18 protein-coding genes are annotated in these 23,531 nt (G+C 56.8%); 13 read left to right on the top strand and 5 right to left on the bottom strand.

The window, feature by feature from the left end:
• Window positions 1–10: 10 nt before the first annotated feature.
• Window positions 11–727: a GntR family transcriptional regulator gene (locus BMF08_RS12750; protein ID WP_072567937.1), complete on the top strand. Its 717-nt coding sequence runs from the start codon at window positions 11–13 to the stop codon at window positions 725–727.
• A gap of 50 nt (window positions 728–777) precedes the next feature.
• On the opposite strand, the gene ldtB is transcribed toward BMF08_RS12750, so the two are convergent.
• On the bottom strand, window positions 778–1,698 hold the full coding sequence (gene ldtB, locus BMF08_RS12755; RefSeq protein WP_072569424.1) for a L,D-transpeptidase: 921 nt from the start codon (window positions 1,696–1,698) through the stop codon (window positions 778–780).
• A 223-nt stretch (window positions 1,699–1,921) separates the two neighbouring features.
• Between ldtB and BMF08_RS12760 the strand changes: the two genes are divergently transcribed.
• The 12 genes from BMF08_RS12760 (at window position 1,922) to BMF08_RS12815 (ending at window position 16,476) form a co-directional block, all read left to right on the top strand.
• Window positions 1,922–3,514 carry an ABC-F family ATPase gene (locus BMF08_RS12760; RefSeq protein WP_072567938.1) on the top strand — a complete coding sequence of 531 codons (1,593 nt, stop codon included), beginning with the start codon at window positions 1,922–1,924 and terminating at the stop codon, window positions 3,512–3,514.
• A 271-nt stretch (window positions 3,515–3,785) separates the two neighbouring features.
• A complete protein-coding gene (locus BMF08_RS12765) occupies window positions 3,786–5,468 on the top strand; it encodes a sugar phosphorylase (protein ID WP_072567939.1) in 1,683 nt (560 codons plus the stop codon).
• An 11-nt stretch (window positions 5,469–5,479) separates the two neighbouring features.
• Window positions 5,480–6,769, top strand: coding sequence for an ABC transporter substrate-binding protein (locus BMF08_RS12770; protein ID WP_072567940.1), 1,290 nt, complete (start codon window positions 5,480–5,482; stop codon window positions 6,767–6,769).
• A gap of 22 nt (window positions 6,770–6,791) precedes the next feature.
• A complete protein-coding gene (locus BMF08_RS12775) occupies window positions 6,792–7,673 on the top strand; it encodes a carbohydrate ABC transporter permease (RefSeq protein ID WP_072567941.1) in 882 nt (293 codons plus the stop codon).
• Window positions 7,660–8,502: a carbohydrate ABC transporter permease gene (locus tag BMF08_RS12780; protein WP_072567942.1), complete on the top strand. Its 843-nt coding sequence runs from the start codon at window positions 7,660–7,662 to the stop codon at window positions 8,500–8,502. Before BMF08_RS12775 ends, BMF08_RS12780 begins: the two co-directional genes overlap by 14 nt.
• Window positions 8,503–8,530: 28 nt before the next feature.
• On the top strand, window positions 8,531–9,583 hold the full coding sequence (locus BMF08_RS12785) for a zinc-dependent alcohol dehydrogenase (protein WP_072567943.1): 1,053 nt from the start codon (window positions 8,531–8,533) through the stop codon (window positions 9,581–9,583).
• An 18-nt stretch (window positions 9,584–9,601) separates the two neighbouring features.
• Window positions 9,602–10,390 (top strand): sugar phosphate isomerase/epimerase family protein, encoded by a 789-nt coding sequence (locus BMF08_RS12790; protein WP_072567944.1) that lies wholly within the window; start codon window positions 9,602–9,604, stop codon window positions 10,388–10,390.
• Window positions 10,391–10,400: 10 nt separating this feature from the next.
• On the top strand, window positions 10,401–11,459 hold the full coding sequence (locus tag BMF08_RS12795; RefSeq protein WP_072567945.1) for a Gfo/Idh/MocA family protein: 1,059 nt from the start codon (window positions 10,401–10,403) through the stop codon (window positions 11,457–11,459).
• Entirely contained in the window at window positions 11,456–13,726 is a 2,271-nt protein-coding gene (locus BMF08_RS12800) for a glycoside hydrolase family 65 protein (protein ID WP_072567946.1), read from the top strand. The genes BMF08_RS12795 and BMF08_RS12800 overlap by 4 nt, the downstream gene beginning before the upstream one ends.
• Window positions 13,727–13,729: 3 nt before the next feature.
• Complete coding sequence (pgmB, locus tag BMF08_RS12805) at window positions 13,730–14,398, top strand: beta-phosphoglucomutase (protein ID WP_072567947.1); 669 nt, start codon at window positions 13,730–13,732, stop codon at window positions 14,396–14,398.
• Window positions 14,399–14,407: 9 nt separating this feature from the next.
• Window positions 14,408–15,487, top strand: a complete 1,080-nt coding sequence (locus tag BMF08_RS12810; RefSeq protein WP_072567948.1) for an ABC transporter ATP-binding protein — start codon at window positions 14,408–14,410, stop codon at window positions 15,485–15,487.
• A 77-nt stretch (window positions 15,488–15,564) separates the two neighbouring features.
• Window positions 15,565–16,476 carry an OmpG family monomeric porin gene (locus BMF08_RS12815; protein ID WP_072567949.1) on the top strand — a complete coding sequence of 304 codons (912 nt, stop codon included), beginning with the start codon at window positions 15,565–15,567 and terminating at the stop codon, window positions 16,474–16,476.
• Window positions 16,477–16,526: 50 nt separating this feature from the next.
• On the opposite strand, the gene BMF08_RS12820 is transcribed toward BMF08_RS12815, so the two are convergent.
• From BMF08_RS12820 to BMF08_RS12835, 4 genes are all read right to left on the bottom strand, one after another.
• A complete protein-coding gene (locus tag BMF08_RS12820) occupies window positions 16,527–17,519 on the bottom strand; it encodes a LacI family DNA-binding transcriptional regulator (protein ID WP_072567950.1) in 993 nt (330 codons plus the stop codon).
• Between the two features lie 168 nt (window positions 17,520–17,687).
• Window positions 17,688–19,787, bottom strand: coding sequence for an ADP-ribosylglycohydrolase family protein (locus tag BMF08_RS12825; protein ID WP_234007182.1), 2,100 nt, complete (start codon window positions 19,785–19,787; stop codon window positions 17,688–17,690).
• A 57-nt stretch (window positions 19,788–19,844) separates the two neighbouring features.
• Window positions 19,845–22,211: a glycoside hydrolase family 31 protein gene (locus BMF08_RS12830; protein ID WP_072567952.1), complete on the bottom strand. Its 2,367-nt coding sequence runs from the start codon at window positions 22,209–22,211 to the stop codon at window positions 19,845–19,847.
• Window positions 22,212–22,229: 18 nt separating this feature from the next.
• Window positions 22,230–23,531, bottom strand: a complete 1,302-nt coding sequence (locus BMF08_RS12835; protein ID WP_072567953.1) for an MFS transporter — start codon at window positions 23,529–23,531, stop codon at window positions 22,230–22,232.

Below are 23,531 nucleotides of genomic sequence, written 5' to 3' on the forward strand. Positions count from 1 at the left end.
GGAACGGGCAATGTCGGCGAAATACGTTTCTATCGCGCGGGAAATTAAGCAGCGCATCATGAGCGGACAGTATTCTGCCAGCGAGCCGCTGCCCGATCAGTTCGCTCTGGCGGCGGAGTTCAGCACCAGCCGCATGACTATCCAGCAGGCGATACGCCAGCTGATCGTCGAAGGGCTGGTGTATACCCGTCAGGGGCAGGGCACCTTTATCCGCAAGAATTTCCTTCAGCTCTCGCAATGGGATCTGCCCGGCAGCGACTATTTCGGCGCGACCAAAACCTGGGAAAACGTCGGCACCGTCACCAGCGAGATCATCCGCTTCGATTTACGCTTTGCCGATGAAAAAGAGCAGGCCTCGCTGCTGATCGACGCCGATGCGCCGGTCTATGACTTCGTGCGCCTGCGGCTGCTTGACGGCGAACCGGTCTCGCTGGAGTTTACGCTGATGCCGGTGGCGCTGGTGCCCGGCCTTAACCGCGGCCATCTGCAAAGTTCAGTGTTTCGCTATGTGCAGGACACCCTGGCGCTGAAACTTATGGGTTCGTACCGCGTGGTGCGCGCCCTGAAGCCGAACGCCGAGGATAAACGTTACCTGAGCTGCGACGACACCGATCCGGTGCTGGAAGTGGAGCAGGTGGTTTATCTGGAAGATGGCACGCCGCTGGAGTATGCCCACTGCCATTATCGCTACGATCATGGCGGCATTATCATGGTCAATCACGGATAAAAAAAAGCGATGGTTTCCCATCGCTTTTTTTGTTTACTGCCGGGGCAGGATCAGTTCAGACGAACCGGCATACCGGAGCGGTTTTCAATCGCCTGCTCAACAACGGCCTGGTCAACGTCAGCCTGGCTGGTCACGCTCTGCACGCTTTTGGTGAGGGTGATCGGTACGATTTCGCCGCCTTCAAACTGCGCTTCGGTGGTGGACAGCGGATTGTGCACTTCCACATAACGGCTGCCATCCGGCTCGGTGGTGGCTTTCACCGGCTCATCGATAAACTGAACGCGGGTGCCGACCGGCACGTTCTGGAACAGGAACTTAATGTCTTCGTTACGCAGACGCACGCAGCCGTGGCTTACGCGCAGGCCGATACCAAAGTTGGCGTTGGTGCCGTGAATGGCATACAGACGGCCAATGTAGAGCGCGTACAGACCCATCGGGTTATCCGGGCCAGCCGGAACTACTGCGGGCAGCGGGTTGCCGGCGGCAATATATTCCGCATGCATTTTGGCGGTCGGCGTCCAGGTCGGGCCGGCTTTTTTACGCTCAACTTTAGTAGTCCAGTTGATCGGCGTATCTTTGCCTAACTGACCGATACCAATCGGCAGCACGATCACCGTGTTGGTGCCTTTCGGGTAGTAGTAGAGGCGCATTTCGGCGCTGTTGATCACAATGCCTTCATGAACGGTGTCCGGCAGGATCAGCTGCTGCGGGATATTCAGTACGCTACCGCCTTTCGGCAGGTAAGTGTCCACGCCCGGGTTCGCTTCCAGCAGGTTAGACAGGCCCATCTGGTATTGCGCCGCAAAGTACTCCAGCGGCTGCTGGTTCCCTTCCGGAATGGTGATGACCTGGTTCTGGCCAACCAGACGGCTGCCGTCGGTTGGCAGTGGATAAGTTACTGCAGAGGCAGATTTGCAAAACCCTACTACCGCGAAAGCCGCCGCTAAAATCGTTGTTAATTTAATTTTCATGTTGTGCGAGGTATCTTTGCCACTGGCCATCCGGCCGTTGAGTTAAAGTCTTAATGGAGATGGGAGCGCATTATATGTGCATTCCCCCGCGCATGGAATTCAGATGTGTACGAAATCACATTTTTTTCTGAAAGCTACAGTGTAGCTGCTTATCACGGTGCGCGATTTCAATTCGGAATTGTGGCATAATGCACGGTTTGTCACACATTTTTAGGATAACGCCGTGTTAGTTACCAGCAACGTCACCATGCAGTTCGGCACTAAGCCGCTGTTTGAAAACATTTCCGTCAAATTTGGCGGCGGCAACCGTTACGGCCTGATTGGCGCCAACGGTAGCGGAAAATCCACCTTTATGAAGATCCTCGGCGGCGATTTAGAGCCGACGCTGGGCAACGTCTCCCTCGATCCCAACGAGCGCATCGGTAAGCTGCGTCAGGATCAGTTCGCTTTCGAAGAGTACAGCGTGCTCGACACGGTGATCATGGGGCATACCGAGCTGTGGGAAGTGAAGCAGGAGCGTGACCGCATCTACAGCCTGCCGGAAATGAGCGAAGAAGACGGCTACAAAGTGGCCGATCTGGAAGTACAGTATGGCGAAATGGACGGCTACTCTGCCGAATCCCGCGCCGGTGAGCTGCTGCTCGGCGTGGGCATTCCGCTGGAACAGCACTACGGCCTGATGAGCGAAGTCGCGCCAGGCTGGAAACTGCGTGTGCTGCTGGCCCAGGCGCTGTTCGCCAACCCTGACATTCTGCTGCTCGATGAACCGACGAACAACCTCGACATCGACACCATTCGCTGGCTGGAGCAGGTGCTGAACGAACGTAACAGCACCATGATCATCATCTCGCACGACCGTCACTTCCTGAACATGGTGTGTACGCACATGGCGGATCTGGATTACGGCGAGCTGCGCGTGTATGCAGGCAACTACGACGAATACATGACCGCTGCGACTCAGGCGCGTGAGCGTCTGCTGGCGGACAACGCCAAGAAGAAGGCCCAGATCGCCGATTTGCAGGCCTTCGTCAGCCGCTTTAGCGCCAACGCCTCCAAATCCCGTCAGGCGACCTCCCGCGCCCGTCAGATCGACAAAATCAAGCTGGACGAAGTCAAAGCCTCAAGCCGTCAGAACCCGTTCATTCGCTTTGAGCAGGATAAAAAACTGTTCCGTAATGCGCTGGAAGTGGAGCAGCTCAGCAAAGGCTTCGATAACGGCCCGCTGTTCAAAAACGTCAATCTGCTGCTGGAAGTGGGCGAGAAGCTGGCGATCCTCGGCACCAACGGCGTGGGTAAATCCACCCTGCTGAAAACCCTGGTCGGCGATTTAACGCCGGACACCGGCACTGTGAAGTGGTCGGAAAACGTGAAAATTGGCTATTACGCCCAGGATCACGAATACGAGTTTGAAAACGGCATGACCGTCTTCGACTGGATGAGCCAGTGGAAACAGGAAGGCGACGACGAGCAGGTGGTGCGCGGCATTCTGGGCCGTCTGCTGTTCAGTCAGGACGACATCAAGAAACAGGTGAAAGTCCTCTCCGGTGGTGAAAAAGGCCGTATGCTGTTTGGTAAGCTGATGATGCAGCGCCCGAATATCCTGGTGATGGATGAACCCACCAACCACCTGGATATGGAATCTATCGAATCGCTGAACATGGCGCTGGAAATGTACCAGGGCACGCTGATCTTCGTTTCCCATGACCGCGAATTCGTCAGCTCCCTGGCGACCCGCGTGATTGAAATCACCCCTGAGCGTGTGATCGACTTCAGCGGCAACTATGAAGATTACCTGCGCAGCAAAGGTATCGACTGATTTTGCCCCTCACTCTGCTCCCCGAACTGATGGGGAGCAGTGCTTCATATTTATATTATAAATAACTCACTTCTTATTATTCGCCCCCTGAATATATATTTCCCTGAAGCCGTGAAATAAAAGAAAATCTCTTTTTCTTTAAATTTGCGACAGCTCACAAATATGCATTTAATTTCGTCATAACCCGCTTTATCACGGCCCCGCTACGTTGACACCCCATTTCAGGAGGAGTAATTTTCCGCGTCATGGGACCGATACCACGGAAAGTCAAATGAACGGAAACATTAACACACTGCTTCGGGAAGTTTATGCCGGGCGTTTCACCGACTCACATTATGAAAAATTAACGGCCTGTATTGAGAAATACCGGCCGCTTATTACTCAAAGCCGTAAACAGAAATGGGATGAAAGCGATGTGGTGTTAATTACCTACGCCGATCAATTTCATCATGAAAAGGCTAAGCCCTTAGCGGTATTTAACGATTTCTATTATAAATGGTTTAAATCTGTTTTCTCGCATGTCCATTTATTACCATTTTATCCATGGTCGTCTGACGACGGCTTTTCGGTAATGGATTATCACCGCGTCGCTCCGGAAGCAGGGGAGTGGAGCGATATTGCCGAATTAAACAAACAGGCGCGGCTGATGTTCGATTTTGTCTGCAATCATATGTCGGCAAATAGCGAATGGTTCAACAATTATCTGCAACAGAAGCCAGGCTTTGAGAATTTCTTTCTCGCCATGGATCCGTCCACCGATTTATCGGCGGTGACCCGCCCGCGCGCGCTGCCGTTATTAACGCCTTTCACGCTGCATGATGGCTCGCAGCGCCACCTGTGGACCACCTTCAGCGACGATCAGATTGACCTTAACTATAACGAGCCGGACGTGCTGCTGGCGATGATCGAGGTGCTGCTGCACTATCTGGCGCAGGGGGCGGATTACGTGCGCCTGGATGCGGTTGGCTTCATGTGGAAAACGCCGGGCACCAGCTGCATTCACCTGGAGAAAACCCATCAGCTGATCAAACTGTTCCGCGCCATAACAGACGAGGTCGCACCGGGTACGGCGATCATCACTGAAACCAACGTTCCCCATAAAGACAATATCTCTTATCTGGGCAACGGGCGCGATGAAGCGCACATGGTGTATCAGTTCTCGCTGCCGCCGCTGGTGCTGCATGCCGTTCACCGTCAGGATGTCACCGCGCTGTGCCAGTGGGCGCAGGGGCTGAAGCTGCCAGGTCGCGACACCACCTGGTTTAACTTCCTCGCTTCCCACGATGGTATTGGTCTTAACCCGTTACGCGGCATTTTGCCGGAAGAAGAAATTCTGCACTTAGTGGAACAGCTGCGTCAGGAAGGCGCGTTAGTTAACTGGAAAAATAACCCGGACGGCACCCGTAGCCCGTACGAGGTGAACGTCACCTATATGGACGCGTTAAGCGCGCGGGACAGCACCGATGATGAACGTCTGGCCCGTTTCCTGCTTGCCCATGCCATTCTGCTGAGTTTCCCTGGCGTGCCGGCGATCTATATTCAGAGCATTATGGGATCGCGTAACGATTATGACGGCGTTGAACGTTTAGGTTATAACCGCGCTATTAATCGCCAGAAATACCATCAGGATGATATTGAAAGTCAGCTACAGGCCAGCGGCTCCCTGCGGCATCGTGTTTATCACGCTTTATCCAGAATGATTGTGCTCCGCCGCCAGAGCAGTGTTTTCCATCCGGACAGCGCGTTCACTATCAATAGTCTCACGCCGCAGGTAATGCAAATTACCCGTACCGCTAAAAATGGCGAGACGCTGGAGGCATTATTTAATATCAGTAACGCCGAACAAAAAATAAAAGTCCACAGTACAGGCTTTGATTTAATAAGTGAATGTCCTGTCCCTCATGCGGAATTGACCCTGCGTCCGTGGCAGGTCATGTGGATCAAAAAACAATAAAGGAACATCTTATGTTTAAAGCAAAAGTCGTGCTGTTATCAGCACTGGTGTCGTGCGCCCTTATTTCCGGCTGTAAGGAAGAAAAAAAGACGGTCGCCATTGAATTTATGCACTCCTCCGTTGAACAGGAGCGCCAGGCGGTTATTTCCCGCCTGATCGAGCGGTTCCAGAAAGAAAACCCGGACATCACCGTAAAACAGGTGCCGGTGGAAGAAGACGCCTTTAACACCAAAATCATTACCCTGGCGCGTACCGGCGCGCTGCCGGAAGTGATCGAAACCAGCCACGACTACGCCAAAGTGATGGACAAAGAACAGCTGGTGGATCGTAAGGCCATCGGCGAAGTGATCGCCGCCGTGGGCGAGCAGAATTTCTATGACGGCGTGCTGCGCATCGTGCGTACCGAAGACGGAACGGCCTGGAACGGCGTGCCGATCAGCGCCTGGCTACAGGGCGTCTGGTACAAAAAAGATGTGCTGGCAAATGCCGGTCTGAGCGAGCCGCAGAACTGGCAGCAACTGCTGGAGGCGGCGCAGAAGCTCAGCGATCCGGCGCAGAAAAAATACGGTATCGCACTGCCGACGGCAGAAAGCGTGATGACCGAGCAGGCGTTCTCCCAGTTTGCGCTCTCCAACGACGCCAACGTCTTTGACGCCAGCGGCAGCATCACGTTCAACACGCCGGAAATGGAACAGGCACTGGGAATGTACCGTCAGCTGGCGGAAACCACCATGCCTGGCTCCAACAACGTCATGGAAATTAAAGACGCCTTTATGAACGGTGCCGCACCGATGGCGATCTATTCCACCTACATCCTTCCCGCAGTGTTTAAAGAGGGGGATCCGGCCAACCTCGGCTTTATGGTGCCCACTGAAAAATCTGCCGCGGTGTTCGGCACCATCACCTCGCTGACCATCAGTAACGGCCAGTCGGCTGACGAAACCGCCGCCGCAGAGAAATTCGTCACCTTTATGCATAAAGCTGAAAACGAAGCGGAGTGGGTAATGATGTCGCCCGGCGCGGCTTTCCCGGCCAACAAAGGCGTCACCGACACCGCGCTGTGGAAAGACAACGAGGTGATCAAGGCCTTTGGTCAGCTGCCGTATGACCTGATCGCCCAGTATCCGAATATGAAAGTCTTCGGCTCCGTCGGCGATAAAAACTTTACCCGCATGGGCGATGTCACCGGATCCGGGGCGATCAACCGGGCGGTGCATAACGTCACGGTAGGTAAAAAAGATCTCAGCCAGACCCTTTCTGAAGGGCAGGCGAAGCTGGAAGAACTTGTAAAACAACGTTAATCAAAGGATGTGAATTGCAGTTATGAAAAGGTTGTTTTCAGGTCGTTCTGATATGCCTTTCGCCATGCTGCTACTGGCCCCCAGCTTAATTTTGCTGGGGGGCCTCGTAGCCTGGCCGATGGTATCTAATATTGAAATCAGTTTCTTACGCCTGCCGCTAAACCCGCGCATCGACGCGACTTTTGTCGGGCTGGAAAACTATATCCGTATCTTAAGCGATCCGGGTTTCTGGCATTCATTGTGGATGACGGTCTGGTACACCGTGCTGGTGGTGGCGGGCAGTACCGTGCTCGGTCTGGCGGTGGCGATTTTCTTTAACCGCGAATTTCGCCTGCGCAAAACCGCGCGTTCGCTGGTGATTTTGTCCTACGTCACGCCGTCGATTTCGCTGGTCTTTGCCTGGAAGTACATGTTCAACAATGGCTACGGCATCGTGAACTATCTGGGCGTCGATCTGCTGCATCTCTACGATCGGGCGCCGCTGTGGTTCGATAATCCGGGCAGCAGCTTTGTGCTGGTGGTGCTGTTCGCCATATGGCGCTACTTCCCCTATGCCTTTATCTCCTTTCTGGCGATTTTGCAGACCATCGATAAATCGCTGTACGAAGCCGCCGAAATGGACGGCGCGAACGCCTGGCAGCGTTTTCGCATCGTCACGCTGCCCGCGATCATGCCGGTGCTGGCGACAGTGGTGACGCTGCGCACCATCTGGATGTTCTACATGTTCGCCGACGTTTATCTGCTGACCACCAAGGTCGATATCCTCGGCGTCTATCTCTACAAAACGGCTTTCGCATTTAATGACTTAGGAAAAGCAGCGGCCATTTCTATCGTGCTGTTCGTCATTATTTTCGCGGTAATTTTGCTGACCAGAAAACGGGTGAATCTCAATGGCAACAAGTAAACGTACCCTCAGCCGCATCGGGTTTTACGTCGGGCTGGCTGCCTTTCTCATCATCACGCTGTTTCCGTTTTTCGTGATGCTGATGACCTCGTTCAAAGGCGCGAAAGAGGCGATTTCCCTTACGCCGACGTTGCTGCCGCAGCAGTGGACGCTGGAACACTATATCGACATTTTTAATCCGCTGATTTTCCCGTTCGTCGATTACTTCCGTAACAGCATGGTGGTGTCGGTGGTGTCGTCCACGGTGGCGGTGTTTCTCGGTACCCTGGGAGCCTATGCGCTCTCCCGCCTGCGCTTTAAGGGCCGCATGACCATCAACGCCAGCTTTTACACGGTGTACATGTTCTCCGGCATTTTGCTGGTGGTGCCGCTGTTCAAGATCATCACCGCCCTTGGCATCTACGATACCGAAATGGCGCTGATCATCACCATGGTGACGCAGACGCTGCCTACCGCCGTGTTCATGCTGAAAAGCTACTTCGACACCATCCCTGATGAGATCGAAGAAGCCGCGATGATGGACGGCCTTAACCGCCTGCAAATTATCTTTCGCATCACCGTGCCGCTGGCGATATCCGGGCTGGTGTCGGTCTTCGTCTACTGCTTTATGGTGGCCTGGAACGACTATCTGTTCGCCTCGATTTTCCTCTCCAGTGCCAGCAACTTCACCCTGCCGGTCGGCCTGAACACCTTGTTCAGCACGCCGGACTATATCTGGGGACGCATGATGGCGGCCTCGCTGGTGACCGCGCTGCCGGTGGTGATCATGTACGCGCTTTCTGAACGTTTTATTAAAAGTGGACTGACCGCCGGTGGCGTTAAGGGCTAAGGCGGCCTGATTTTAACAGGAGACTGGTATGAAGAAGTTAGTGGCGACCGAACCGCGTGTTGCGGCGCTGGTGGAGTATGAAGATCGCGCCGTGGCGGAGAACGAAGTCAAAATCCGCGTCATGTTCGGTGCGCCAAAACACGGGACGGAAGTGGTGGATTTTCGCGCCGCCAGCCCGTTTATCGACGAGGAATTCAACGCTGAATGGCAGATGTTTACCCCGCGCCCGGCAGACGCGCCGCGCGGTATTGAATTTGGCAAATTCCAGCTCGGCAACATGGTGGTGGGCGAGGTTATCGAACGCGGCGCGCAGGTCACCGACTACGCCATTGGCGATCGGGTATGCGGCTACGGCCCGTTATCGGAAACCGTCATCATCAACGCGGTAAATAACTACAAACTGCGCAAAATGCCGCAGGGCAGCTCGTGGAAAAACGCCGTCTGTTACGATCCGGCGCAGTTCGCCATGAGCGGCGTGCGTGATGCCAACGTCCGCGTCGGGGATTTCGTGGTGATTGTCGGCTTAGGCGCAATCGGCCAGATCGCGGTCCAGCTGGCGAAAAAAGCCGGGGCCTCGGTGGTAATTGGCGTCGATCCTATTGCACACCGCTGTGATATCGCCCGCCGTCACGGGGCGGATTTCTGCCTCAACCCAATCGGCACCGACGTGGGTCTGGAGATCAAAAAGCTTACCGGCAAACAGGGCGCGGACGTGATCATCGAAACCAGCGGCTACGCCGATGCGTTGCAGTCAGCGCTGCGCGGGCTGGCCTACGGCGGCACTATCTCTTATGTCGCCTTCGCCAAGCCGTTTGCCGAAGGCTTCAACCTCGGCCGCGAAGCGCATTTCAACAACGCGAAAATTGTCTTCTCCCGCGCCTGTAGCGAGCCGAACCCGGACTACCCGCGCTGGAGCCGTAAGCGCATCGAAGAGACCTGCTGGGAACTGCTGATGAACGGCTATCTCGACTGCGAAGAGCTGATCGATCCGGTAGTGACCTTCGCCAGCAGCGCGGAAAGCTACATGCAGTTCGTCGACCGTCACCCGGAACAGAGTATCAAAATGGGCGTCACCTTTTAAGGTAAAGGATTACTGAACATGAAAATCGGAACACAGAACCAGGCCTTCTTCCCGGAAAACATTCTGGAAAAATTTCGCTTTATCAAAGAAATGGGCTTCGATGGCTTTGAAATCGACGGCAGGCTGCTGGTCAATAATGTTGACGCGGTAAAAGCGGCCATCAAAGAAACCGGTCTGCCGGTGACCACCGCCTGCGGCGGCTACGACGGCTGGATCGGCGACTTTATCGAAGAGCGCCGTCTTAATGGCCTTAAACAGATCGAACGCATTCTGGAAGCGCTGGCGGAAGTGGGCGGGCAGGGGATCATCGTCCCGGCGGCCTGGGGCATGTTTACCTTCCGCCTGCCGCCGATGACCTCGCCGCGCAGCCTGGCGGGCGATCGCAAAGCGGTCAGCGACTCGCTTATTTATCTGGATAAGGTTGCGGCGCGCACCGGCACCACGGTTTACCTGGAGCCGCTTAACCGTTACCAGGATCATATGATCAACACCCTGGCCGACGCCCGTCGCTATATCGTGGAAAACGATCTGAAACACGTGCAGATCATCGGCGATTTCTACCATATGAACATCGAAGAAGACGATCTGGCGAAAGCGCTGCACGACAACCGCGATCTGCTGGGACATGTGCATATTGCTGACAACCATCGCTATCAGCCGGGCAGCGGCACGCTGAACTTCCGCGCCCTGTTCGATCAGCTGCGCGCCGATAACTATCAGGGATACGTGGTATACGAAGGGCGCGTGCGGGCAGAAGATCCGTGTGCGGCTTACCGTCAGTCACTGGCCTTTTTGCGCACCTGCTAAGAGGTTCTCTGTGATGAGTGCAACCACGACTTTACCGCTGCGCGTCGCCATTATCGGCGCCGGACAGGTGGCGGATAAAGTACATGCTTCCTACTACTGCACCCATGACGCTGTGAAACTGGTGGCTGTCTGTGACAGCCGCCTGTCTCAGGCGCAGGCGATGGCAGAGAAGTACGGCGCGCATATAGAGGTCTGGGAAGATCCCCGGGCCATGCTCGACGCGGTGAAACCCGACATTGTCAGCGTCTGCTCCCCCAACCGTTTTCATTATGATCACGTGATGATGGCGCTGGCTGCCGGTTGTCATGTGATGTGCGAAAAGCCGCCGGCCATGACGCCGGAGCAGGCGGAAGCCATGTGCAGCGCCGCCCGCCGCGCCGGAAAAGTGCTGGCTTACGACTTTCACCACCGTTTCGCGCTGGATGCGCAACTGCTGCGCCAGCAGGTGATCGACGGCGCGCTGGGCGAGGTGTACGTCACTACCGCCACCGCGCTGCGCCGCTGCGGCGTGCCGGGCTGGGGCGTCTTCACCAATAAAGCCCTGTCCGGCGGCGGCCCGCTGATCGACATCGGCATTCATATGCTGGACGCGGCGCTCTACGTGCTGGGGTTCCCGGCGGTCAAACGCGTCAGCGCCCACAGCTTTCAGAAGATCGGCAATCGTAAAAACAGCGGTCAGTTTGGCGAGTGGGATCCGGCGAGCTACAGCGTGGAAGACGCGCTGTTCGGCACCATTGAATTTCATAACGGCGGCATCCTGCGGCTGGAAACCTCGTTTGCGCTCAACATGACCGCACAGTCGATCATGAATGTGACCTTCTGCGGCGATAAGGCCGGGGCGACGCTGTTCCCGGCCCAGGTGTACACCGACGAGGGCGGCGAGCTGAAAACGCTGTTTGCCCGTGAACAGGCCGATGACAACCGCCATTTACGCAGCATGGACGCCTTTGTACGCCACGTGCAGGGCGAAGCGGTGCCCATCGCCGACGCCGAACAGGGACGCATCGTGCAGCAGCTGGTGGCCGCGCTCTATCAGGCCGCCGAAACAGGGACAAGTGTGGAATTATGATCAAGCTTTCGACGCTCAGGCATACGGAATGCAGTCTGCATAGCCTGAACAAATACGCCTCGCTGATGACCACCGGCAACGGTTATATGGGCGTCCGCGCCAGCCATGAGGAAACCTGCCCGCTGCAAACCCGCGGCATGTATCTTGCCGGGCTGTACCACTGCGCGGGTAAAGGGGAAACCAGCGAACTGGTGAACCTGCCGGATCTGGTTGGCGTGCAGATCGAACTCAACGGCGAGATTTTTACCACCGCAGGCGGCGAGATCGGCGACTGGCAGCGCGAACTGGATTTCGCCACCGGCGAGCTGACGCGTTCGCTGATCTGGCGCTCGCCCAACGGCGCGCACTACCGCATCAGCAGCCGCCGTTTTGCCTCTGCCGCGCAGCTGCCGCTGTTCGCCATGACGCTCACCATCACGCCGTTAAACCGCGACGCCCGCGTGTCGCTGGTCACCGGCATTGACGCCACCCAGACTAACTGCGGGCGTCAGCATCTGGATGAAGTACAGCTGCGCGTTTTTGGCGAACACTGGTTGCAGGGCATCTACGCCACCCAGGACGGCGCGGCGGATGTCGCCATTACCAGCTGGTGCCGGGTGAGCGGGGCGGCGAGCACCTGCTTTACCGCAAAAAACCGCCAGCTTCTGCAACACAACGTGGCGAATGTCGCGGCGGGCGAGAGCATCACGCTGGAAAAACTGAGCTGGATCGCCTGGAGTGATGACCGCGCCCGGTTGCCGGAATCGCTGAGCCAGCAGGGGCGGGCCGAGCTTGAGCGCTGCGTTGCACAGGGTTATGACGCGCTGCGCCACGCATCGGACACCGCCTGGCAAAGCTTCTGGGCGCGCAGCCGCGTGCAGGTAATGAGTCAGGATCCGCGGGATCAGCAGGCGCTGGATTACGCCCTGTATCATCTGCATATCATGACGCCGGGCCACGACGAGCGCAGCAGTATTGCGGCGAAAGGACTGACCGGAGAGGGTTACAAAGGCCATATTTTCTGGGATACCGAAGTCTTCCTGCTGCCGTTCCACCTGTTCAGCCAGCCGGACATCGCCCGTCGTTTACTGCGCTACCGCTGGCACAATCTGCCGGGGGCGCGCAAAAAAGCGCGGCAAAACGGCTGGCAGGGCGCGCTTTTTCCGTGGGAGAGCGCCCGTAGCGGCGACGAAGAAACGCCGGAATTCGCGGCAATCAATATCCGCACCGGCGTGCGGCAAAAAGTGGCGTCTGCCCTGGCGGAGCATCACCTGGTGGCGGATATCGCCTGGGCGGTGGTGGCCTACTGGCACGCCGCCCGCGACCACTGCTTTATGGCGCACGAAGGGCTTGAACTGCTCATCGACACGGCGAAGTTCTGGATCAGCCGCGCGGTGGAGGTGAATAACCGGCTGGAGATCCACGACGTCATCGGCCCCGACGAGTACACCGAGCACGTCAACAACAACGCCTACACCAGCTACCTGGCGCATTACAACGTGGCGCAGGCGTTACATTTTGCGCGTCAGTTCGCCTGTGGCGACGAGGCCTTTGTGAGCCAGGCGGAACGTTTTCTGCAGCGTTTGTGGCTGCCGCAACCGCAGGCGGACGGCGTGCTGCCGCAGGATGACAGCTTCCTGCAAAAACCGGTTATCGATCTCAGCGCCTATAAAGCGAAAGCGGGCAAACAGACCATTCTGCTCGATTACTCGCGTGCAGAAGTTAACGAGATGCAGATCCTCAAGCAGGCGGACGTGGTGATGCTGACCTATATGCTGCCTGAGCTGTTCACCCCGGCGCAATGTCTGGCGAACCTGAACTTTTACGAACCGCGCACCATTCACGACTCGTCCCTCAGCAAGGCGATCCACGGCATCGTGGCGGCGGGCTGCGGCGACACCGACACCGCCTACCGTTTCTGGCGCGAAGGGGCGGACATCGACCTGGGGGACGATCCCCACGCCTGCGACGACGGTATTCATGCCGCCGCCACCGGAGCGATCTGGCTCGGCGCGATCCAGGGCTTTGCCGGGCTGTCGGTGCGTCATGGCGAACTGCATCTGTCACCGCGTTTACCCCGGGGCTGGCAGCAGCTCGACTTCCCGCTGCGCTGGCAGGGCGCGTCGCTGCACATCACTCTCGACGCGCAGCAGATCCGCATTCGCAGCACTGCCCCGGTCAGGCTGTATCTCCATCAGCAGCCGCTGACGGTGGACGGCGAGCTGACCTGTGCGCTGCGCGATTTTTATTTACCCACGACCGGGACCGCTACCACGGAGGGGCGCTAAGCCATGGCACAGCAACTACAGGCCGTCATTTTCGATCTTGACGGCGTGATCACCGATACCGCTGAACTGCATTTTCACGCCTGGCGACAGGTGGCGAAAGAGGTGGACATCGACATCGACGAAACCTTTAACGCCACCCTGAAAGGCATCAGCCGCATGGAATCGCTGCGGCGCATTCTGGCGCACGGCGGGCGGGAGCAGGATTTTAATCCGGCGGAGTGCGCGGCACTGGCGGCGCGTAAAAACGGCATTTATGTCGATTCACTGCGCCAGCTTACTCCGCACGCCGTGCTGCCGGGGATCAGGGCGCTGCTGACCGAACTGCGCAGCCGCGGCATTCCCGCTGGCCTCGCGTCCGTCTCCCTTAACGCCCCGGCCATTCTTCAGGCGCTGGAGATGACGGATCTGTTTGGCTTTTGCGCCGATGCGTCGCGCATCAGCCGCTCGAAACCGGATCCGGAGATCTTTCTTAACGCCTGCGCCGGGCTGGGCGTCGACCCGCAAGCCTGTATCGGCGTGGAAGATGCGCAGGCCGGTATTGACGCCATCAATGCCTGCGGCATGGCGTCCATCGGTATTGGCGACACCCTGAAGCACGCAACCTTGCGTCTTTCCTCTACGGAAGAACTGACGTGGCCGCGTTTATCAGCATTCTGGCAACACAGAAAGTAAGGACACAAAATGGCACAACTCTCGTTGCGACATATCCAGAAGATTTATGACAACCAGGTCCACGTGGTAAAAGACTTCAACCTGGAGATCGAGGATAAAGAATTTATTGTTTTTGTGGGGCCGTCAGGCTGCGGTAAATCCACGACCCTGCGCATGATCGCCGGGCTCGAGGAGATCAGCGACGGCGATCTGATGATCGACGGCAAGCGCGTTAACGACGTGCCCGCCAAAGCGCGTAACATCGCCATGGTGTTTCAGAACTACGCCCTGTATCCGCACATGAGCGTCTACGACAACATGGCGTTCGGCCTGAAAATGCAGAAGATCGATAAGGCGATTATCGACGAGCGCGTCAACTGGGCGGCGCAGATCCTTGGCCTGCGCGATTACTTAAAGCGCAAGCCGGGCGCGCTCTCCGGCGGCCAGCGTCAGCGTGTCGCCCTCGGGCGCGCCATCGTGCGTGAAGCCGGGGTGTTCCTGATGGACGAACCGCTCTCTAACCTGGACGCCAAACTGCGCGTGCAGATGCGCGCGGAAATCAGCAAGCTGCACCAGAAGCTGAACACCACCATGATTTACGTCACCCACGATCAGACCGAAGCCATGACCATGGCGACGCGTATTGTGATCATGAAGGACGGTATTATTCAGCAGGTGGGCGCGCCGAAGACGGTTTATAACCATCCGGCCAATATGTTTGTCGCAGGATTTATTGGCTCACCGGCCATGAATTTTATTCGCGGCACCATCGACGGTAACCAGTTTATTACCGAAACCCTTAAGTTAACTATTCCGCAGGATAAATTAAGCGCTTTACAGGCCAGCGGTTGTCAGCATAAAGCGGTGGTAATGGGGATCCGTCCGGAAGATATACATCCGCAGCATCATGAAGAAAATTGTGTTGCCGCGCGTATCAGCGTGGCGGAATTAACTGGTGCGGAATTTATGCTGTACAGCACCGTCGGGGGGCATGAGTTAGTGGTACGTGCCGGAGCAGTTAATGATTATCATGCTGGAGATAATATCAACATTCACTTCGATATGAATAAATGTCATTTCTTTGACGCGGAAACTGAACAGGCTATTTAACTGGCCGCTTAACTATATAAATATATCGCCGGATAGATTCATCCGGCATGACATTTTTATTTTTCTAAGGAATGAAAATGAAAATCTTACTGAGCCGTGCCGCCTTGATCCTGTGCGCCGGAACATTCTGCGCGCAGGCAACTGAAAACAACGACTGGCAGTTTAATATTGGCGCCATGTACGAAAGTGAAAACGTCGAAGGTCAGGGGGAGGACATGGACGGGCTGTATGAACCGTCGGTCTGGTTCAATGCCTCTAAAGGCCCCTGGCGCGTGGCGGTGGCTTATTATCAGGAAGGCCCGGTGGATTACAGCGGCGGTACGCGTGGCACCTGGTTTGATCGTCCGGAACTGGAAATTCACTACCAGTTTATTGACCGGGAAGATTTCTCCCTCGGTCTGACCGGCGGCTTCCGTAATTATGGTTATCACTTCAAGGATGAACATAATGAAGATGCCGGTACGGCGAATATGCAGCGCTGGAAAATCGCCCCGGACTGGAACCTGAAGCTTAACGACGCCTGGAGTTTTGGCGGCTGGCTGGCGCTGTACCAGTTTGCCAACGATCTCAACGCCACCGGCTATGCAGACAGCCGCGTGGAAACGGAAACCGGCTTTACATATAAAATCAACGATACCTTCTCGGTAGTAACCAACTACTATCTGGAGCGTGGTTTTAACATGGACAGCGGGCGCAATAACGGCGAGTTCTCCACCCAGCAAATCCGTGCCTATTTACCGATTTCGTTAGGTAATACCACCTTAACGCCTTACACCCGCCTTGACCTCGACCGCTGGTCAAACTGGGACTGGCAGGATGATATTACCCGCGAAGATCATGACATGAACCGTCTGGGTATGCTGTACGCGTACGATTTCCAGAACGGCCTGTCCATGACGCTGGACTATGCGTTTGAATGGCAGGGGCATGACGAAGGCAGCGACGACAAGTTCCACTACGTCGGAGTCGGCTTCAACTACGCGTTCTGAGATTGATCGTCAGAGTGGCACGCCTGTGCCACTCTTTTCATCAGGTGCCCTCAAATAATGGTCGTTGCCACAATCACATTTCGCGGGCAGGGCTTGCCGGAAATCAGCTTAAAGATCAGATCAAAGCTCTGCGCGCCTAGTTCCTGGGACGGCACGTCAATACCGCCGGGCGGCGGGTTGAGAATAAAAGAAAGGGTTTCGTTAAGGTAGCCCACCACCGTCAACTGCTGCGGGATACGGATGTTTTGCTCTGCCGCCGCGCGATAGACGCTCATCAGCTTCAGGCTGTCGGTGGCGAAGATCGCGTCGGGGCGTGTGGGCAGGCTCAGTAAGGCACGGGCGGCGTCCAGCGCGCTCTCCTGCCTGTAGCCGCCGTCGATGATCCACTCATCACGCAGCGGCAACTGGCTGGCCCGCAAACTGGCCTTAAAGCCGTTAACCCGATCGATGGAAACGTGATAGCTCAGCGGGGCGTGAATACAGGCGATATTTTTATGACCGCCTTTAATTAACGCATCGGTAATGGCGATACTGTCGTGATAGTTATCGGTATCCACCGAATAGACGTTTTCAAACTGGCCTTCCACTTTGCCGATCACCACCACCGGAATACCGTGCTTATCAAGCTGCGCCAGAAATAACTCATTCGCCGGAGAGCTCAGCATAATAATGCCCTTGATCATCTTCTGCATGATTTTGCTTTCGCATTTTTGCAGTTCATCGGCGGGGCTTAACGACGTCTGTAATATAACGTCAAAACCTGCATCTTCCGCTTTTTCGGTAATGGCATGTAAGGCTTCAGAGAAATAAGGATTACCGGCAGTGGTTTTTGTCGGCCGGGTATAAATAACCATAATGGCGTCAAAGCCGGATGAGGTCAGCGCACGGGCGGCTTTATTGGGATGATAATTTAGCTCGCTCATCGCTTTAAGAACTTTATCCCTCGCCTGCGGCGAAATATTGGTTTTTTTATTGAGTACCCGCGAGACGGTAGATTTTGAAACACCCGCCACGCGCGCAATATCATAAATGGTAGGGGACATAACCTTACAAGTTCCATTAATAGAGTTACATCGTCCATCTTACGGGAGATAAGGCGGGCAAGACAAACATTAAGTGGTTAATTGATGAAATGCATCACTGTACGGTCAGCCTTACTCTCAGTGAATGATTACCCGGCGGAATATCCTCTCCGCCGGGTAAGGGGCAGATTAATGAACCGGAGAAATATGCATCGCGGCGGTGGAGATGGCACCGGCAAACACCAACAGCCCGCAGCCGCCGTCGGTGAAAGCGTTGTCGTCGTCATCAATCACGCTAAGCCGGAGATGATCCACCGTGGCTTCAATCAGCCTGCCCTGCAGGCGAATATCAAAAGCGATCTCGCGCTCAAAAACGAAGGTACGCGGCGCTTCGGCCAGAACCTTAACCTTATCGTCGCGCACCCGTATCAGCTGGAGCTTTTCATCAGCGGTGAGGCGCACGGCATAATAACGGCGCATCCCCTGGAAGCGGAACGCCAGCCCGCCGTAGTCGCCCAGGTGCAGGGTGAGATCGCACTGGATGCGGTAGTCGCGCCACTCGCGGGTGCCGTGGATCAACACCCCTTCGTCCCGTTCGCTGGAGATACGGATACGATCCGGATAGTGCCGGGAAAGTAAATCCGCGCCGTTCACCCAGGATCGCCACCAGAAATCGCTTTTGCCTGCCGGTTTACGCAGGGTGAGCTGCGGCGTTCCGTCCCAGCGCAGGGTATCCATCAGCACCCGTCCGGCAGAGGGGGCCGTCAGCGCAATGCCCACCTCGGCAATCGGCTGACCCTGGCAGTCCGGCAGCGTCATGGCGAGCGTGATCCCGCCGCCTGGCGGCAACGGCTGCGGTTCGCCGTAGTAAAGTTGCCGTTCACTGTTTTCGTCATACACCCGGTAGCAGAGCCGCACCATGACGGTTTGCCGGTTATCCGGCGGCGCAAACAGCGTGGCGCGCAATTGCTGACCCGGATAAACCAGCGGCGTCGCCAGCAGATCGTAACTGGCGTAGCTCAGCATATCGGCCACTTCCGGCGGCGAAAAGGTGAGGGTGGTGACGCAGGCGGGCGCGTCCGGCGGCAGGGCGGGGTAATCAAGGCACAGCATATTCCGGCCCTGATACGCCGCATTGCCCACCTGTACCGACGGTGTCAGGGAACGGAAACCCTGCACGCTGCCGGGCAGCGAGAAGTGAAACTGTGCGCCATCTTTACGGGGCGCCGGGCGCGGCAGCCCGGCGAGCTGGTGACCAAGATCGTACAGATCATCGGTAATGCGCACGGCGTTATTAATGGAAAAACCGCCGTCCGCCGAGGAGATGAGCAAACGATCCGCCAGCGGCCCGCGCCAGTCCGGCCCGGCGTCAATGCCCGCCAGTCCGGTCATGATCCCCGACAGACAGCCGACATTACCGGCGTTGCAGTCGGTGTCCCGGCCGGAGGTATTGATAATGCACTGCGCCTGCTGAAAATTATCAGGGGCATAGAGCATCGCCATGATCATCAGGGCGTGATTAGGTACCATCGGGCAGTTGCCGGGGTAGTTGTCGTAACCGTACTGCGCGTCGATCTTCTCGCGGGTGAGGTGCCAGTCGCCGTCCTCCCGGTGCCAGCGGCGAACGTCGGCGATCATACGGGCGATTTCACAGTCGGCAGGAATAAACGACAGGCCCACCTCCAGCAGCTGCTGAATATCACTACAGATAAAAGCCTGGGCTTCCATGGCTGCCCACAGCATCGCCGCCCATACCGCTTCGCCATCGTGACTGACGCTGGCGGCTTTTTGCGCTAAGGAGGCGGCAAGGGCGGGCTGACCGGGCGCGACCAGCGCCCAGCCATCAATAAATATCTGTGAGCCAATCTGTTCGGCAATGGTTTTGCCATTGGTAGAGGCCGCACCGCTTAACGGCGCGGGAATGCCTTTTTTGAGGTTAAGCCAGGCCGTCTGCTCGGTGGAATTCCCGTTGCCGCCCCACCATAAAATGGTGCGCTTATCGATAATGTAATTCAGCCAGCACTGGCCGATCTGTTCTGCGGTGAGCGTATCCGCAAGCCCATAGTCTTCCAGGGCGCGGATAAAGGTAAAGGTACCGGCCACGTCGTCATCCGCCACCACCAGCGGGCGGTCGAATTTATCATGCACGTAGTAATCGACGTGGCCAAGCCGGTCGACGATCTCCTGATAGCGCCAGCCTTCAAACGGGCGTCCTAAGTAGACGCCGATTAATTTCCCCAGCACGCCCGCGTACAGGCGCTGATAATAGTCTGCCGGTAAGGCCATCATTTCCTCCCTGATTGATAAGTTGCGACATCCGTTGTGCGCTGTCAGGAGTGGGGCGAATCAGCCAATGCGCCACTCACTGGTCGCCACGCCGTTCACCCACAGCTGCCGTTTTTCACCTGCCGGTAACGACACCTGCAACGCTTGCCAGGCGGGATTATAATCCCCGCGCCGGGTGATATTCAGTGATATGGATCCGGCATCGCAGCTCATTTCCCACGTCAGCCACAGCGCATTACCCTCCTGGTAACCCCAGGATTCACCGTCATCCTCAAACAGCAGCCCGGAAGTTTTACCGACGCCTTTCAGCGGGTACAGTTTCAGCTCGCGGCTGGTATCCGCGCAGGCGTCAACGTGAGTGATGCGCTCGCTCAGCGGCAGTCCCGCCCCGGCGCGTACCAGCAGCGGCAGTTTTTCCAGCGGCGCGTCGAGCGTCACCCACTGACCGCCGCTGTACCAGTCGCCGCTGTAAAAATCGTACCAGCCGCTGTGGTTATCCGGCAGCCACAGGCGGCGCTGGCGCTGACCCGGTTCCACGACGCTAGCCACCAGCAGATCGCGGCCGAGCATAAAATCGTCGCACTCGGCGAAGGTCTGCGCGTCATGCTCATGATCGAGAAAGGTCGGACGCAGCATGGGCTCGTCATCGGCATGGGCCTGCCACAACAGGGTGTAGAGATAGGGCAGCAGGCGATAGCGCAGTTCGATGGCGCTGCGTATCGCTGGCGTCACCGCCGGGTACATCCACGGCTCATTCACCGTGCGATCGTCATTCCATGAGTGGATGGTGAAACGCGGATGCATCACGCCGTTCTGCACCCAGCGGACAAACAGCTCGGCATCCGGTTTATCGCCGGAAAACCCACCGACATCATGGCCGACGTTAAACAGTCCCGACAGGCTCATGCCCACGCCCATGCGCGTGTTATAGCGCAGCGTATCCCAGTTGGTGCGGTTGTCGCCGCTCCAGGTCTGCACGTAGCGCTGCATCCCGGCGCAGCCGGAGCGGGAGATCAGATACGGGCGCTTGTGCGGCGCGAACCGCTGCTGGGCTTCCATTGAGGCGCGCATCATTAACAGCGGCATCACCGGGCGGATATGCTTAATGGCGATTTCGCGCCCGAAGCCGTGACAGCGCGCTTCGCCGTCCCAGACTTCATACTCGTTGTTATCGTTCCAGGTGGAATCAATACCCATCTCCAACAGTTGCGTGGTAACGCCGTTCTGCCACCAGGCGATGGTCTTTGGATGGGTAAAATCAAGATGCGATCCTTCGTCATCCCAGAAGCTGGAGCGCTCCGGCGCGTCGCTTTCGGAATCGCGGATAAACAGCCCCTGCTGCGCCACTTCCTCATAGCGCGGGTGATCCTGCAACAGACAGGGTTTGATGTTGGCCGCCAGCTTAATGCCCGCCTCATGAAATGCGCCGGACATCACCTTCGGCTGCGGCACTTTGTCGTAGTTCCAGTTAAAGACGTAGCGCTTGTTATTGATGGAGGTATAGCCGGACGACAGCTGGAAAGAATCGCAGGGAATGGCGTGCTCTGCGCACAGGCGGATAAAATTCATCAGCTGATGCTGGGCATCCGGCGCGTCGGTGTAGTGCATGGTCGAACCGCTGTAGCCGAGGCTCCATTTGGGGCCGAACAGCGTTTTGCCGGTCAGACGCACAAAGGCTTTGGTGACGTCCAGCACCCGTTTACCGGTAAAGACGTAGTAATCAATATCGCCCGCTTCCGCCTGCCAGCGGCGATAGGCGGTGTGATAGTTGTCGATCTCATTACCCAGATCGAGCCAGCAGCTGCTGAGGTTGTCATAAAACAGGCCGTAGCTGACGTCATCCCGGCGGGTAATGGTAAAGGGGATATGCTTGTACAGCGGATCGGTGCTGACGGCGTTATAGCCCATCGCATCCAGATTGCGCATCTCAAAACGCCTGCCGTTGCGCTGTAAATCCCCGGCTTTTTCGCCCAGGCCATAAAAGCGTTCAGTTTTCTCACGACGCAGATAGTGCGCCACGCCGTCGCCGTGGGCATTGAGCAGATAAGCGCTGGTGGGACGATCCCCCGCCAGCCACTGCCACGCGCCTGCGTCATCGCGATAATGCCACTCCAGCCACAGCGGCTGGTGGACGGTGACGCGCATGGCGGCGCTCTCGACCGTCAGGCTGTCATCAGTGCGGGAGAGCGTCCAGGCCGGGCAGCTAAAACCGCTCAGATCGTCCCGGGCGCGGCCTTCCCAGGGGACGTCCTGCGCCGGGGCGATGCTCCAGGTTCTGTCCAGCGCCAGTTCGCCTTTGCGTTTCACCAGTACGCGAAACAGCGTCTCTTCCAGCACGTACAGGCACAGCTTGTGCTGCCCGTCGACCAGCAATTCAAGGTGGTGGTCAGACTGCGTGTGCAGCGTCCAGTTTTTCAACGTTTTCATATCGATTTACATCCACTATCAGGCGCGTTTAGCGCGACGTTCAGCAATAAATGCCACCAGGAAAAAAGCGCCGATCAGGTCAAAGAATCCCATGGCGACAAACAGCGGGTTGAAGCCGATCTTGTCGGCGGTGACGCCAATCAGCAGGGAGAACAGGAAGCTGGCGATCCACGCGCAGGAACCGCGCATGCCGTTGACCGTCGCCATCTGCCCCTTGTCGAAGGACTCCACCACCAGCGCGCTCAGCATGCAGGAGATGATCTGATGGCCAAAACCGCCAATGGAGATCAGCGCGATGATAATGATCGGATCGCGGGTGAGGGTGACGACAGCCAGCGAGATCATCAGAAACGCGCCTGTCACCGAACTGGCAACAATAGAATTGATGCGCGCGCAGCCAAACCAGCGGGTATAAAGTTTGGTGAGATAGCCGCTGGCGATACTGCCCAGATCGGCGGCGAGGAACGGCAGCCAGGCGAACATGGCGATCTGTTTCAGATCCATGCCGTGCTCTTTCGCCAGATACAGCGGCACCCAGAAGCTCATCACCGCCCAGGCCGGTTCCGCCATAAAGGCCGGAATGGCGATGCCGTAAAACCGTTTATTTTTGGAGACGGTTTTCAGCGCGGTAAAGAAGGGCAGTTTTTCGGTAAGCGGCTCATTATCCTGCTGAATATGCGCCAGCTCCTCTTTGCTCAGATTGGGGTGTTTATCCGGGTTGTGGTAGAACGCCCACCACAGCACCACCCACAGTAATGCCAGACCACCGGTAAACATAAAGGCGCCCTGCCAGCCGAAAGAGGCATGGGCAAAATAGATAATCGGCGGGGCCAGCATCGCGCCAATTGAAAAGCCAACCCCCGCCCAGCCTGCCGCCACCGGACGTTCTGATTTCGGGAACCACTCCCCGAGGGTTTTGGCGTTGGCCGGTGTCGCCGCCGCTTCCGCACCCCCCATAAAGAAGCGCAGGATCGCCAGCTGCAGCCAGCTTCCGGCCCCGGCATGTAAAATACAGGCCAGCGCCCAGAGGGCAGCGCAGATCATAAAGCCCAGCTTCAGGCCGATGACATCAATCAGCCAGCCACAGAGCGGCTGAAAAAGGGTGTAGGCGAGCTGGAACGCGCCAACAATGTACGAATACTGTTCTGTGGTAATGCCGAGGCTGTCTTTTAACTCCGGAGCCAGAATACCCAGCGAGTTACGGGTGATGTAGTTGACGGTGACGCCGAGCAAAAACAGCACCAGCACCCACCAGCGAAGATTCTTGATGATGCGTCGCGGCTTGCCGACCGCGATGTCGTTATTAATGTCCTGACTCAT

The sequence above is a fragment of the Enterobacter sp. SA187 genome (assembly GCF_001888805.2).
Lineage (GTDB): Bacteria > Pseudomonadota > Gammaproteobacteria > Enterobacterales > Enterobacteriaceae > Enterobacter_D.

Bases quoted from the DNA above. Each gene is read 5' to 3' on its own strand.
- BMF08_RS12765 (WP_072567939.1), top strand. From the start codon at position 3,786: ATGAACGGAAACATTAACACACTGCTTCGGGAAGTTTATGCCGGGCGT.
- BMF08_RS12820 (WP_072567950.1), bottom strand. From the start codon at position 17,519: ATGTCCCCTACCATTTATGATATTGCGCGCGTGGCGGGTGTTTCAAAA.
- pgmB (WP_072567947.1), top strand. From the start codon at position 13,730: ATGGCACAGCAACTACAGGCCGTCATTTTCGATCTTGACGGCGTGATC.
- BMF08_RS12750 (WP_072567937.1), top strand. From the start codon at position 11: ATGTCGGCGAAATACGTTTCTATCGCGCGGGAAATTAAGCAGCGCATC.
- BMF08_RS12815 (WP_072567949.1), top strand. From the start codon at position 15,565: ATGAAAATCTTACTGAGCCGTGCCGCCTTGATCCTGTGCGCCGGAACA.
- BMF08_RS12780 (WP_072567942.1), top strand. From the start codon at position 7,660: ATGGCAACAAGTAAACGTACCCTCAGCCGCATCGGGTTTTACGTCGGG.
- BMF08_RS12810 (WP_072567948.1), top strand. From the start codon at position 14,408: ATGGCACAACTCTCGTTGCGACATATCCAGAAGATTTATGACAACCAG.
- BMF08_RS12835 (WP_072567953.1), bottom strand. From the start codon at position 23,531: ATGAGTCAGGACATTAATAACGACATCGCGGTCGGCAAGCCGCGACGC.
- BMF08_RS12825 (WP_234007182.1), bottom strand. From the start codon at position 19,787: ATGATGGCCTTACCGGCAGACTATTATCAGCGCCTGTACGCGGGCGTG.
- BMF08_RS12775 (WP_072567941.1), top strand. From the start codon at position 6,792: ATGAAAAGGTTGTTTTCAGGTCGTTCTGATATGCCTTTCGCCATGCTG.
- ldtB (WP_072569424.1), bottom strand. From the start codon at position 1,698: ATGAAAATTAAATTAACAACGATTTTAGCGGCGGCTTTCGCGGTAGTA.
- BMF08_RS12790 (WP_072567944.1), top strand. From the start codon at position 9,602: ATGAAAATCGGAACACAGAACCAGGCCTTCTTCCCGGAAAACATTCTG.
- BMF08_RS12785 (WP_072567943.1), top strand. From the start codon at position 8,531: ATGAAGAAGTTAGTGGCGACCGAACCGCGTGTTGCGGCGCTGGTGGAG.
- BMF08_RS12770 (WP_072567940.1), top strand. From the start codon at position 5,480: ATGTTTAAAGCAAAAGTCGTGCTGTTATCAGCACTGGTGTCGTGCGCC.
- BMF08_RS12800 (WP_072567946.1), top strand. From the start codon at position 11,456: ATGATCAAGCTTTCGACGCTCAGGCATACGGAATGCAGTCTGCATAGC.
- BMF08_RS12830 (WP_072567952.1), bottom strand. From the start codon at position 22,211: ATGAAAACGTTGAAAAACTGGACGCTGCACACGCAGTCTGACCACCAC.